Below are 13,759 nucleotides of genomic sequence, written 5' to 3' on the forward strand. Positions count from 1 at the left end.
TATGAATTTATGGCTGTTTAATCCACAATTAGAACGAATAAATAATATTGAAACATTTAGTAGTTTTATCATTACTAAAAATTATAACAAGCCAAGTAGTTTTGAATTACATTTACCAATGACTGATTTTATTCGTGAACTATTACAAACGAAACAGCTGGTCCTGGGAATGATTTTGGTCAAAGATCAAGAGCGAGAAGGGTACGTGATTGAAGAAATTAGTCCTAATTTTGAACAATTTGGTGGTAGTCTCACAATCAAAGGGCGCGATTTAAGGAGTTATTTAGAACGTCGAGTGATTTTGGGAGAAAAAAAGAATAAGGGAACGATGAAACAATTATTGACTAATTGGTTAAATGAATCAATTCTCAATCCAATAAATCCTAAGCGTAAAATGAAACAAATGCGTTTAGGGCAATTACCTGAGTTTGCTACTGTTCTAAATCTAGAAACAGATTATCCGAATTTACTTGAAGCGATGACTAATCTTTTAGCAATATTTGATTTAGGTTTCATGATTCAACTTGATTTTAGTCAAAAAATAATGACTATAAATATTTACCAAGGTATTAACCGAACAAGCTCTCAAACAACACAAAACCAAGCGATATTTTCATCATCATTTGAAAACATATTAACTCAAGCAGTAGTTTTTAATCAAATGGATTATAAAACAACCGCATTGTTAGCCTATGAACGTGAAGAAAAAGCGTATTTATTAGAGGTTACTGATGGAACCGAAGATTTATTGCGTCGTGAAATATATGTGGATGCTAAATCAATTGGTAAATCAAGTGAAGAAGAGCCAATTACGATTGAAGAACAACAGGCATTAGTCAAACAAAAAGGCAATGAAACATTGCTTGAGTATCCGTTAATAGAAACGTTTGAAGCAGAGGTAGTGACCAATGGAAGTCTACGTTATTTAGAAGATTTTGATTTAGGCGATAAAGTGACCGTTATTGCCCAAGAATTGTCGTTACAACTAGAAACTCGAATTGTAACAGTTGAGGAAGTATATGAAAAAAATGGTTTGGAAATTCGATTAACTTTTGGAACGAATATTCCAACTTTAGTCGACAAAATTAAAAGGAAAGTGAAGTGATAACAAATGGAACAAGGATTATTCTTTCCATCAAAAAATGGAGATCGTAAATATAAAGCAAGTGACTTTACGGGCTATTTTGCTAAACTTTTTTCAAATGGAGTTTTCAGTAATAAAAGTACAAATTTACAAGTACTAGCCTCTACTACCAATGGGTTATCTGTTATTGTTCAATCAGGTTATGGGAATATTAATGGTTATTTGTACCAATTAACCGAGAATAAAACCGTTTTATTTAATATGTCAGATGTGACAGGTACAGCTAAAAAAGCAGCAATTGTGTTACGAATGGACTTAAACGAACGAAAGATGACTGTTGAAGCAAAGGGAACAGACATTTTAACTAGAAATGAAGTAATTTATGAATTAATGTTAGCAAGAATTTCAATTCCGGGAGATGGGAAAGCCATCACTCAAACAATGATTCAAGATACACGTGGAGACGGAACGGTTTGTGGCTATGTTAGTTCTTTATTAGATATTGATCCAACTAAGTTGTGGATACAATTTGAAGCTGATTGGAAGAAATGGTTAGCAGAAATTAAAGGAACCGTTGGTAATGATGCAGCAGCTAATTTGGCATTAGCGGTAAAAGATTTACTTGATAAATCAGCGACAAAAGTTGAGTTAATAGATTTGAAAAGCAAAGTTTATACGAAGGAAGAAATTACGGCTTTAAATAAGAATAAAATAGATAGCTTAAATGGAAAGGCACAAGAAGCATTAACAATTACAGGAGAAAAAGGTGGAACAATTTTAAATTTGCGTGCAATAAATACGACAAATCTTATGAACACGTATATAAGTTTTTATAAAATTGATACAAGAAAAGCTTGGATAGGCTTTGGAAGTTCTGTAAATGATGATTTTACAATTTCTAGTGAAACGGGAAATAATGTAATTATAAAAACTACTGGATCTGGAAAAGTTCTATACAACAATAAAGAAGTGGCAGTTGTGGAAGACACAGGTTGGATTAAACTAGAAACGATTGGAGTAGTACCAGCAAGTGGTCGAAGCATTAGCTATCGGAAAATTGGTAAGCAAGTATTTTTAAGAGGTGGCGGAAATTTCCCAGCTGAAAGAGAAAAAGTTTTCTTTACCTTACCAGCAGATGTGCGACCAAAACAGGAAGTACGATTCCATCAAGTCACACAAGATAGTGCAGTTAATATTTTCCTGTTTAGAGTTACAACTGATGGAAAGGGTTTAATACTGCATAATTCTCAAGCAAAAAATATTGTTACATTAGATAATATTTCTTGGATGGTAGATTAACGATTAATAAAAAAGACAACTGGAGGGATGACAAATGGATTTAATCAATCTCATCTTCCATACAATTTTCGGCGGCGGTAGTACAGTGCTCTCTCTTTATATGACGGCTTTGATAATAGATGTCATCACAGGTTATATGAAGTCATTAAAATCACATGATTGGCGATCTAGCATTTCAATTGAAGGTTTACTAATGAAATTTGCAACATTTTTTACCATTATTGCAGCGGATATTATCGATCAGCTGGCTCCTTTAATGAACATCACAATTCCAATTAATGTCGCTTTTTGGTGGACGATTATGATTACGTTATATGAATTAGGTAGCATTCTAGAAAACATTAGTCAGATGGGTGTCAATATTGGTTTTTTAAAGAATTATCTAGGTGTTTTAAATAAACAAGCAGATATTAACGGAAAGGAGAAAAAGAAATGAGTAAAGTGGTTAATTTTTTAGCTGAAATTAAAGCTGGCGCAATACTAGGTTGGCATCAATATAAGATATTACCAAGTATTACAGCTTCCCAAGCCGCATTAGAAAGTGCTTGGGGAACCAGTCAGTTATCTTTAGCGCCGAATTATAATTTATTTGGGATTAAAGGGAGTTACAATGGAGCATCAGTGGAATTTCCAACCTGGGAAGTCATAAATGGTCAAAATGTAACGGTTCAGGCAACTTTTAGAAAATACCCTAATTGGGCAACGAGTGTCACTGATCATGGGCGTTTCTTTCATGAAAATAGTCGTTATTCAGGAGTCCTTGGGTTAACTGATTTTGTTCAGCAAGCTCGAGCAATTAAAGCAGCAGGCTACGCAACAGATCCGTTATATGCAGATAAATTAATTGCAACAATTGAAGCTAATAATTTAGCTAGCTGGGATAATGAAGTGCTATCAAATCAAGGGAGCGCATCTACTCCAACTAACACAACTTATATTGTTCAATCAGGAGATAATCTAAGTAGCATTGCGCAACAATTTGGAACGACAGTTGCTGCATTAATTGCTGAAAATAGTTTGGCGAACCCTAATTTGATTCATCCAGGGCAAGTTATTCAGTTAAATAGAAGCACTGGATCTAGAATCTATCTAGTCAAAAGTGGGGATGTTTTATCTGTAGTTGCTAAAAAATTAGGAGTTCCTATGGATGTACTGATTCAGAAGAATAAAATTCAAAATGCAAATTTAATTTATCCAGGGCAACAATTAAATTACTAAATAATTTAGAACAGTGAAACAAAATCAAATGTTTCACTGTTTTTTTATTTTATGTAAATTTAATGAATTCTAGTGAAAGAATATCAAATCTTACGCTTTTATGTTAAAATGATAAAAGAATTTAAAAAGGATGGAGAATGAAAATAATGGATGTGCATAAAGCTGATATCGTCATAAGTGCTGTTTCACCAGCTCAATATCCTGGCACTAGACTTCCTGAGATTGCTTTAGCAGGTCGCTCAAACGTAGGGAAATCTTCCTTCATTAATCGTATGATTAATCGTAAAGGACTGGCTAGAACGTCAAGTAAGCCTGGAAAAACACAAACTTTGAATTTTTATATTATAGAAGAAAAATTTTATTTTGTTGATGTTCCTGGATATGGATACGCAAAAGTTTCAAAAACAGAGCGAGCTAAATGGGGACAAATGTTAGAAACCTATTTAACCCAAAGAGATACATTAAAGGCTGTTTTATCAGTAGTTGATTTAAGACATGCCCCAAGTAAAGAAGATGTTCAAATGTATGAATTTTTAAAATATTATGAATTGCCAATTATTGTTGTTGCAACGAAGGCTGATAAAATTCCTCGTAGTAAATGGAATAAACATATCAAGCTAGTGAAAGACACCTTGAATTTTGATCCTAAGGATGAGTTTATTTTATTCTCATCAGAAACTGGTGAAGGTAAAGATGAAGCTTGGCAAATTATTGAAAAATACTTAGACTTAAAAAACTAAGTGGCGATGACTAGTAAAACACTATAAAGTAAGTTGAACTAGTTAAGAAAAACAATTAAGATTTTTCTTAGTTGTTTTTTTGCTTGATTTTATTTGCTTCAATTAGTTAATGATAAAATAGTAATTAGTGAAGGAAGGGTACTATTGAAAATTTTATTGTATGGTGTGAGTCACCAAACGACCCCCATTGAAATACGCGAACGTTACACCATTAAAGATGAAGATGTACCACAACAATTAAATGAAATTAAACAATTTACTGGTGTTTCTGAGGTAGTTATTTTAACTACGTGCAATCGGACGGAATACTATTTATATATTGATCAAACAGAATTTATGCATGGGGACATGTTACGCTATATTGGTGAATACACGGGCTACGATGTTTCAGACGTTATTGCTACAAGTTATGGGAAGTCTAATAGTGATGTTGCACAGCACTTATTTAAAGTAGCAACTGGGCTAGATTCATTAATGGTGGGTGAAACCCAGATTCTTAGTCAAGTTAAAAATGCGTTTGAAGTAGCTCATACCGAGAAAGCAGTTGGCCCAATTTTAAGCTCACTTTTTAATAAGGCTATTTCTTTTTCTAAAAAAGTGCATACAAAAACGACTCTTGACCAAAATTCTTTTAATCCAAGTACAGCAGCTATTCAGTTGTTGAAAGAGGAATGGGGGGATTTTAAAGCCAAACGGGTTTTGCTAATTGGTGCTGGAAAAATGATTCGTTTAGCGGCTAGATCATTGTTGCAAAATGATGCAGAGCATATTACCGTAGTTTCTAGAAATAGTATTCGAGCAGAACATTTTGCTCATGAATTAAATGAGTGGGCGCAAGACGAATATCATCCAGAAAAGCTAAAACGCTATGTCTACTCAGCAGATATGGATAATTTATCACGAGTTTTAGCAGGTTCAGATGCAGTGATTGTGGCAACAAAATCTTCTGATTATATCATTACATCAGAAAGTATTATTGGAATGCAAGATATTCGCAATGGTGTAGTGAAAGAGCTACTTTTAATGGATTTAGCAATTCCACGTAATGTTGATCCTGATTTGAGCTTGATTCAAGGACTTCGTATTTTTGATATGGATCAAATTGGAATTCAAATTGATCAATTTAGAGAAGAACGTGAAAAGATTGTGAAGCAAATTTTAGCTGAAATTGATGAAGCTGTGTTACGTTTTAATTCTTGGTATCAAGAACGCCGTGCTGTGCCTTATATTTATCAATTACGCAAAGGATCGATGGATATTCGCGAACGAACAATGGATAGTTTAGCAAAGAAATTACCTGAATTGAATGAACGTGAAGCTCGTATTATTGATAAGCACATGCAAAGTATTGTTAATCAGTTAATTAAACATCCGATTCAATCGATGAAAGAATTGGCAAGAATGAATCCAAGTAAAGATATGAATGATGCTTTAGAAGTATTTGCTCGTTCGGTAGGGATTGATTTAGAAGTTAAGTGTGAGATTCCAACTGAAGATATTTCAATTGTAGTTGAACAGGAGGAAGAGTTATGAGGGAAACAAAAAAATCAGAACAAGTTTTTGCAGAAGCTTTAAATTTAATGCCGGGGGGAGTTAATAGTCCAGTTCGAGCGTTTAAATCAGTAGATGTGCCTCCAATTGTAATGGACTACGGAAGTGGCAGTCGTATTTTTGATATTGATGGCAACTCTTATATTGATTATGTTTTATCTTGGGGGCCGCTAATTTTAGGTCATGCAGAACCTCATGTTGTAGCAGCTATTCAAAAAGCCGCTAGTCTAGGAACCAGTTTTGGAACACCAACGGTTATGGAAAATAAATTAGCTGAGTTAGTTATTCAACGTGTCCCATCAATTGAGATGGTTCGTTTTGTTAATTCAGGTACGGAAGCAACTATGAGTGCATTGAGATTAGCCCGTGGTTATACAGGTAGAGATAAGATTTTGAAATTAGAAGGTAGTTATCATGGTCATGATGATGCGCTATTAGTTAAAGTTGGTTCAGGAGTGGCTACTTTAGGTCTTCCAGATTCTCCAGGAGTTCCAAAAAGTACTACCAGTAATACTTTAGTAGCTCCATATAACGATCTTAAGGCTGTAACTAAAGTATTCCAAGAATATGCTGGCGAGATTGCAGCAGTAATTGTTGAACCTGTTGCAGGAAATATGGGTGTTATTCCACCAGTGTCGGGATTTCTAGAAGGACTACGAACGTTAACAACAAATGATGGTGCTTTATTAATTTTTGATGAAGTCATGTCAGGTTTTAGAGTAGGTTATCATTCAGCCCAAGGTCATTTTTCAGTTTTACCTGATTTAACTTGTTTAGGAAAAGTAATCGGTGGCGGAGTTCCTGTGGGTGCCTACGGTGGTCGTCGTGAAATCATGGAACAGATGGCTCCTGCAGGAAGTGTGTATCAAGCTGGAACACTATCTGGCAATCCAATTGCTATGGCAGCAGGTTATACAACTTTAATGAATTTGTATGAAACAGATTATGACCATTTTGACTTATTAGGTGATGCTTTGGAAATAGGAATGATGAATTTGAGTCGAAAATATCAAATTCCTCTTACAGTTAATCGAGCAGGTAGTATGATTGGATTGTTTTTTAATAAAGGACCTGTGACAAATTATGCTGAAAGTAAAGCAAGTGATACAGCCTTTTTTGCGAAATATTATAAAGAAATGGCAGATCGTGGCATTTTTCTACCACCTTCTCAATTTGAAGGAATCTTTTTATCGAAGGAACATACCCTTGAAGATATTCAACAAACGTTAGAAGCCATGGATGCTAGCTTTGCGACTTTAATGAATAAATAATAAAGCATTGTAACTAAAAAGGAGTTTATGAAAATGGAATTTAATGATTATCAAAAATTAGCCAATCGAACACTTTATGGAAATGAACAAGTTTTAACCAATTGTGCATTAGGTGTTGCAAGCGAGGCTGGTGAAGTTGTCGATTTAATTAAAAAATATACATTCCACGGTCATGATTTAGATAAAAAGGCATTAACGAAGGAATTAGGAGATGTTCTTTGGTATTTGTCACAAATTGCTGAATGGGCTGATATTCCTTTTGAAAATGTTGCCATTCAAAATATTGAAAAATTAGAGAAACGCTATCCGGATGGGTTCTCAAAAGAAGCTAGTCAAAATCGTCAAGATTAAGGATACTATCAAATAGTTTTTAGAGTGCGTAGGCCATTCTAAAAGCTGTTTTTTATTTGTATGGTAGAGAGACGAATGAATGGGAAAGCTATCGGTCAGTAGAGAAAGAGTTGTATATATAAGGGTGTGAAACAGATCATTTCATCATAAGAAAGTTAAAGGAGAGCAATTTATCAGAAGTTTTTACATATAGACATAATCCAATTTACTAAATAGTATTTATGGTCAAGTATTAATAGCTCTCCATGGGGATAAATTAAAATAAATGGGAGCATGAATTGGTACACTTGATTTTTGTCGTTGGAATCTAGGTTTCGTAGCTGTTATGGAAAAGAACGGATTTAGTTATGAGGGAATAGTTCGTGAAGCCTTTTGTAAAAAAATTGTTTTTATAGTATAAATCACTATAGTTTCTTAGTTAGTGATTGTTAAACAGCAAAAATCCTAAACAAAAGTTGGAAAATACTGACTTTGTTTAGGATTTTTTGATTAGTCTTTTTTTTGGTCGTCTTTATCTGTTTTTTGATCGTCTTCTTTTTCATCATCATTGTCTTCTTTGCGTTTTTCAGGTTCAGGCTCAATTGCAAAGCGACTAAATAAATCATCTAGGTTTGTTTCAGTTTTATGTGTTAATCCCATCTGTAAAATCCCCTTTCTAATTATATTAATAGTAGCTGATTTTTACTGAAAAAGCTAGTATTCCTTTTTACATAACGGTATTAAAAAATAAACTGCTTGACAAAAGATGATTACAAACGTAAACTGTAAATGTAGAATCGATTACAAATGTAAACAATAAGTCGTATAAGTAAGGAAGGTGAATAACATGACAACAATTGAAAAAGTTAAAATTAGTGATGCAGAGTGGGAAATAATGCGAGTTGTTTGGTCAAAGAAACAAGCATCTAGTCAAGAAATTGTAGCAGTGTTAAAAGAAAAGATGGATTGGAAACCAGCAACAATTAAAACTTTAATTGGACGTCTAGTAAAAAAAGAAGCATTAAAGACAGAGGCAGCAGGTCATCGTTTTATCTATTTTCCTAGAGTAACAGAAGCAGAGAGTGTGATGTCAGCGACGGAAAATTTATTTGCCCATGTTTGCAGTAAAAAAATTGGGCAAACGATTGGAGCTTTAATTGAAGAAGCAACTTTGACACACGAAGATATTCAATTGTTAGAAAAACTAATTGAGTCGAAGAAAGAGTTAGCAGTTGATGAAATAGCCTGTAACTGTGTTCCAGGTCAATGTGAATGTCAAGAACATAACAACTAAAAAATTATAGGAGTGAAGAAAAATGGAAAAAATGAATGTAAAAATTACTGGTATGAGCTGTGAACATTGTGTGAAACGTGTTGAGGAAGCAATAAATGGATTGGCAGGAATTGACAAAGTGAAGGTTCATTTAAAAAAAGGGGAAGCAAAAATAAAATATGATTCATCTTTAGTTACTTCAAAAGAGATTGCTGAGACAATTACAAATACTGGTTACGAGGCGGTGTTAATCTAATGGCAAGCAACGCGATAAATCCATTAAATAATGAAAAAACTGATTCACTAACCATTACAGGTATGACTTGTGCCAATTGTGCTGCACGAGTAGAGAAAGAACTAGCGAATCATACAGGAGTTGAAAATGCATTTGTCAACTTAGCAACTGAAAAGGCAACAATAACATATGATGGATCGGCTACTAATTTAATGGAGCTGATCAAAGGGGTAGAACATATCGGTTATGGAGCCATTGTTAATGATGATGCTCATAAAAAAGAAGCAGAAGAATTTAAAGAAAAAGAAACAAAACATCTTTTTTGGCAACTAATCATCAGTGGAATTTTATCAGCTCCAATGGTGATTGCAATGATTATGAGTATGGTAGGTATTCATGACAATAGCTTTGTACAATTATTACATTTACCATGGGTTCAATTGATTCTGACAACTCCAGTTCAATTTTTCATTGGTGCTCGTTTTTATAAAAATGCCTATCATACTATTAAAACTGGCGCTCCAAACATGGATGTTCTTGTTGCCATGGGAACTAGCGCGGCCTTTTTCTTAAGTGTCTACAATGGTTTCTTTTCAACTAGATCAAGTGATTTATACTTTGAAAGTAGTGCTGTTATTATTACTCTAATTTTGTTAGGGAAGTATATGGAACAATCAGCAAAAGGAAAAACAGGGAAAGCCATTAAACAATTGATGGAGCTTCAAGCGAAAACAGCTCGAGTTATTCGCAATAATGAAGAAATCGATGTTCCAATTGAAGAAGTAGCTCTAGCAGAACATTTACGTATTCGTCCAGGTGAAAAAGTCCCTGTTGATGGAGTGATTATTGAAGGCTACTCTTCTTTTGATGAAAGTATGTTGACTGGGGAAAGTTTACCAGTTGAAAAAGTTGTGGGAGATAATGTGATCGGTGGAACAGTGAATATCAATGGGACATTGATTGTCGAAGCCAATAAAATTGGAAACGAAACAGCATTAGCTCAAATTATTAAAATGGTAGAAGAAGCACAAGGATCAAAAGCACCGATTCAAAAGGTAGCGGATCGAATTTCATCTATTTTTGTACCAATTGTGTTGGTGATTGCATTTGCAACTTTGTTGATTAGTGGTTTTGTAATAGGTGACTGGAATTTAGCGATTATTCACGCTGTAGCAGTTTTAGTGATTGCTTGTCCATGTGCCTTAGGTTTAGCTACTCCAACAGCGATTATGGTTGGTACTGGTTTAGGTGCTAAGCATGGTGTGTTAATTAAAGGTGGCGAATATTTAGAAAAAGCAGCTACAATTGAAGCCGTTATGTTAGATAAAACGGGAACACTAACAAAAGGAAAACCAGAAGTGACTGATATTATTATTAGTGATGAATTAATAACTGAAGCAGAATTTGTTCACTATGCAACTGCGTTAGAAAAATATTCAGAGCATCCATTAGGGGTAGCGATTTATCAGTATGGTGTTGAGAGAAAGCAAGGCGAATTGCCAAAAGTTGTTGATTTTCAAGCAGCTGTGGGCTCAGGTGTTTCAGCAGTAATAAATCAGCAAAAAGTACAAATTGGGGCAAGAAGAATGTTTTTAGAAGCAGGAATTGATTTTGCGCAGTTTGAAGCTAAAATTATTGAGTTAGAAAAAACTGGAAAAACGGTAATGTTAATGGCGATTGATGAGAAATGTGTTGGGATGATTGCTGTAGCGGATCAAGTGAAGGAAAGTTCAGCTGCTGCAGTAGCAGCATTACAAAAACAAGGAATTGCTGTTTATTTAGTAACAGGGGACAATAAACGCACAGCAGATACCATTGGAGCTAGCGTTGGAATTGCTTCAGAACACATTTTTGCAGAAGTCTTGCCACAAGATAAGGCTGATTATGTTGCGAAGCTACAGGCTGAAGGGTTGGTAGTTGCAATGGTTGGTGATGGAATTAATGATGCACCAGCATTGGCATTAGCGGATATTGGGATGGCCATGGGAACTGGAACCGATATTGCTATGGAGGCAGCGGATATTACATTAATGCGTGGTGACTTATCAAGTATTTCAGAAGCCATTCGCTTATCTAAAAAAACAATGCGTAAAATTAAACAAAATCTTTTTTGGGCATTTATCTACAATGTTGTTGGGATTCCTTTTGCAGCATTCGGATTATTAAATCCAATCATTGCTGGAGGTGCCATGGCTTTCAGTTCAGTGAGTGTATTAATTAATTCTCTGAGCTTAAACAAAGCTAAATTGAAATAAAATCAAACTCTAATGATCTCATTCTATAGATCATTAGAGTTTTTTTCTATTTATGAATGAAGATAAAAAAAGTTGTATAAATCTATTGGAAATAATCGTAAATATACATTTTTATCTGTATGTAACCACTTTTAATGTATAAAATTAGTAATTTCGGCTTTTATTTGAGTAAACATTGCATAAATATTCTATATCTGTTATTATTTGTAGAGAAATAAAAATATCTTAAGGCGATTAGTGCCGTTAAAATAAAGAAGGAGTAATTAGATGAATAGAAAACAGTTAATTGGAATTGTAATGTTATTAAGTATAATCGTTGGTTTTTGGGGTGGTGCAAGTACTGCTAAAGCTGAGGATACATCTTTAGCAGATATTAAAAAAAGTGGACAGTTGGTTATGGGAACAAGTGCAGACTATCCTCCATATGAATTTCATGCTAAATTAGATGGAAAAGACCAAATTGTTGGAATGGATGTCCTAATTGCTGAAAAGATTGCTAAGAATCTTGGAGTAAAGCTTGTCATTCGTGATATGGATTATGATAGTTTACTATCGGCCTTAGAAGCAAAAAAAGTTGATTTGGTCATTGCTGGAATGAATCCAACTGACGAACGTCGCAAAAGTGTTGATTTTTCTGATATTTATTATCAAGGCGGACAATTTATTATTATTCGTAAAGAAGATAAAGCTGTGTTCAAAGAAAAAAGTGATTTTGAAGGAAAAACATTAGGCGTTCAAAAAGGAACGATGCAAGAAACAGTTGCCAAAGAACAAATTAAAAATGTTGAAATGATGGGATTAGCAAAAATTCCTGATTTGATTTTAGCATTGAATACGAAGAAAATTGATGGAATTGTATTAGAAGAACCAAGTGCTCTTGCTTATATTTCAAATGATAAAAACCTTGCGTATATAGATGGAAAATTTGAGCTTGAAGAGAATCAACAGGGATCAGCAATTGCATTTAGAAAAGGATCAGCAAGTCTAGTTTCTGCTGTGAATGACGCAATTGGTGAGATAAAGAAGCAGAACTTAATTCCTGGCTACATTAAAACAGCAGGTGAACAATTAATTGAAGGTCAAGGTGGGGACACTGCTGGCGATGTAAAACCAATTTTTTCATTCTGGGAGTATTTTGCTAAAGGAACCGGTTATACTATTTTAATTGCTTTTGTCAGTGTTATTTTTGGAATTGCATTAGGAACATTATTGGCATTAATGCGTCTTTCAAAAAGTAAACTTATTCGTACTTTTGCCGGAGCGTATGTTGAATTTGTTCGTGGTACACCAATGATGATTCAAGTCATGTTTATCTATTTTGCTTTAGGTGTTGTGATTAATATTCCAGCATTGTTAGCAGGTATTATTGCTGTTTCTTTAAATAGTGGAGCTTACATTTGCGAAATTATTCGTTCTGGATTGAATTCAGTTTCTAAGGGGCAGACTGAAGCTGCTCGTAGTTTAGGAATGGGTAAAACAGAAACAATGCGCTTTATTATTTTCCCACAAGCATTGAAAAATATTTGGCCAGCATTAGGGAATGAATTTATTACAGTGATTAAAGAAAGTTCAATTGTTTCAATTATCGGTGTCGGTGATTTGATTTATCAAACAAAAGTAGTTACGGCAATCACGTATCGTCCCGTGGCACCTTTGGCTGTAACCTTGATTATTTATTTTATTTTGACATTTAGCTTAACAAAACTACTAAATTACTATGAAGGGAAGATGAATCATGATTAAAATTAACCATTTAAAGAAATCTTTTGGCGAGAATGAGGTTTTAAAAGATATTAATGAGGAAGTTAACCAAGGTGAAGTTGTTGTGATTATTGGTCCTTCAGGTTCAGGAAAAAGCACGTTCTTACGTTGCTTAAATTTATTAGAGGAACCAACAAGTGGTGAAATTATTTTTGAAGGCACAAATATTATCAATGTTGGGCAAGATAAATTAAACCAGTTACGTGAAAAAATGGGGATGGTCTTTCAAAGTTTTAATCTATTTCCTCATATGACTGTTGTTGAAAATTTAAAAATCGCTCCAATGAAAGTCAAAGGAATTACTTCTGAAGAAGCCGAAAAAACGGCAAAAGAATTATTAACTAAAGTTGGTTTATCCGATAAAGATAAGGCTTATCCCGCTAGTTTATCTGGAGGGCAGCAGCAACGTGTGGCTATTGCCAGAGCATTAGCGATGGATCCAGATGTATTGCTATTTGATGAACCTACCTCAGCTCTTGATCCAGAGATGGTTGGGGAAGTGCTAAAAGTAATGAAGGATTTGGCTGAGTCAGGTATGACGATGGTTGTGGTAACACATGAAATGGGCTTTGCTAAAGAGGTTGCAGATCGTGTTCTATTTATGGATGGTGGATACATTGTTGAGCAAGGTACGCCAATTGAGATTTTTGAAAATCCACAAAACGAACGTACACAAGATTTCTTAGCAAAAGTATTATAAAATCAATCAAATGGCTAACTCCACTTTTATGATGGAGTTAGT

Annotated in this window: 14 protein-coding genes; 13 read left to right on the top strand and 1 reads right to left on the bottom strand. The window is 34.3% G+C overall.

Features of this window, described 5'->3' with window-relative positions:
• The first annotated feature begins 1 nt into the window (after position 1).
• The 8 genes from BR43_RS18005 to BR43_RS18040 all read left to right on the top strand — a co-directional run bounded on the left by BR43_RS18005 (position 2) and on the right by BR43_RS18040 (position 7,514).
• Positions 2-1,105, top strand: coding sequence for a siphovirus ReqiPepy6 Gp37-like family protein (locus BR43_RS18005; RefSeq protein WP_034564512.1), 1,104 nt, complete (start codon positions 2-4; stop codon positions 1,103-1,105).
• 6 nt (positions 1,106-1,111) lie between these two features.
• Entirely contained in the window at positions 1,112-2,383 is a 1,272-nt protein-coding gene (locus tag BR43_RS19330; protein ID WP_051934031.1) for a hypothetical protein, read from the top strand.
• A 34-nt stretch (positions 2,384-2,417) separates the two neighbouring features.
• Entirely contained in the window at positions 2,418-2,819 is a 402-nt protein-coding gene (locus tag BR43_RS18015; protein WP_034564514.1) for a phage holin family protein, read from the top strand.
• A complete protein-coding gene (locus tag BR43_RS18020; protein WP_051934032.1) occupies positions 2,816-3,601 on the top strand; it encodes a glucosaminidase domain-containing protein in 786 nt (261 codons plus the stop codon). The genes BR43_RS18015 and BR43_RS18020 overlap by 4 nt, the downstream gene beginning before the upstream one ends.
• Positions 3,602-3,747: 146 nt before the next feature.
• Positions 3,748-4,341 carry a ribosome biogenesis GTP-binding protein YihA/YsxC gene (yihA, locus tag BR43_RS18025; RefSeq protein ID WP_034564516.1) on the top strand — a complete coding sequence of 198 codons (594 nt, stop codon included), beginning with the start codon at positions 3,748-3,750 and terminating at the stop codon, positions 4,339-4,341.
• Positions 4,342-4,485: 144 nt separating this feature from the next.
• A complete protein-coding gene (gene hemA, locus BR43_RS18030; RefSeq protein ID WP_034564518.1) occupies positions 4,486-5,874 on the top strand; it encodes a glutamyl-tRNA reductase in 1,389 nt (462 codons plus the stop codon).
• A complete protein-coding gene (gene hemL / locus BR43_RS18035; protein ID WP_034564521.1) occupies positions 5,871-7,163 on the top strand; it encodes a glutamate-1-semialdehyde 2,1-aminomutase in 1,293 nt (430 codons plus the stop codon). Before hemA ends, hemL begins: the two co-directional genes overlap by 4 nt.
• A gap of 33 nt (positions 7,164-7,196) precedes the next feature.
• On the top strand, positions 7,197-7,514 hold the full coding sequence (locus tag BR43_RS18040; RefSeq protein ID WP_034564523.1) for a nucleoside triphosphate pyrophosphohydrolase family protein: 318 nt from the start codon (positions 7,197-7,199) through the stop codon (positions 7,512-7,514).
• 489 nt (positions 7,515-8,003) lie between these two features.
• Here BR43_RS18040 and BR43_RS20240 read toward each other — a convergent pair whose 3' ends face one another.
• Complete coding sequence (locus BR43_RS20240; RefSeq protein ID WP_169741076.1) at positions 8,004-8,153, bottom strand: SPJ_0845 family protein; 150 nt, start codon at positions 8,151-8,153, stop codon at positions 8,004-8,006.
• A gap of 187 nt (positions 8,154-8,340) precedes the next feature.
• Between BR43_RS20240 and BR43_RS18045 the strand changes: the two genes are divergently transcribed.
• From BR43_RS18045 to BR43_RS18065, 5 genes are all read left to right on the top strand, one after another.
• Positions 8,341-8,787, top strand: coding sequence for a CopY/TcrY family copper transport repressor (locus BR43_RS18045; RefSeq protein WP_034564525.1), 447 nt, complete (start codon positions 8,341-8,343; stop codon positions 8,785-8,787).
• Positions 8,788-8,809: 22 nt separating this feature from the next.
• Positions 8,810-9,022, top strand: a complete 213-nt coding sequence (copZ, locus tag BR43_RS18050; RefSeq protein ID WP_034564527.1) for a copper chaperone CopZ — start codon at positions 8,810-8,812, stop codon at positions 9,020-9,022.
• Entirely contained in the window at positions 9,022-11,256 is a 2,235-nt protein-coding gene (locus BR43_RS18055) for a heavy metal translocating P-type ATPase (protein ID WP_034564529.1), read from the top strand. The genes copZ and BR43_RS18055 overlap by 1 nt, the downstream gene beginning before the upstream one ends.
• Before the next feature lie 267 nt (positions 11,257-11,523).
• On the top strand, positions 11,524-12,999 hold the full coding sequence (locus BR43_RS18060) for an ABC transporter substrate-binding protein/permease (RefSeq protein ID WP_034564531.1): 1,476 nt from the start codon (positions 11,524-11,526) through the stop codon (positions 12,997-12,999).
• Positions 12,992-13,717 (top strand): amino acid ABC transporter ATP-binding protein, encoded by a 726-nt coding sequence (locus BR43_RS18065; protein ID WP_034564533.1) that lies wholly within the window; start codon positions 12,992-12,994, stop codon positions 13,715-13,717. The genes BR43_RS18060 and BR43_RS18065 overlap by 8 nt, the downstream gene beginning before the upstream one ends.
• The last annotated feature ends 42 nt before the right edge of the window (positions 13,718-13,759 follow it).

This window comes from Carnobacterium gallinarum DSM 4847, assembly GCF_000744375.1.
Classification (GTDB): domain Bacteria; phylum Bacillota; class Bacilli; order Lactobacillales; family Carnobacteriaceae; genus Carnobacterium; species Carnobacterium gallinarum.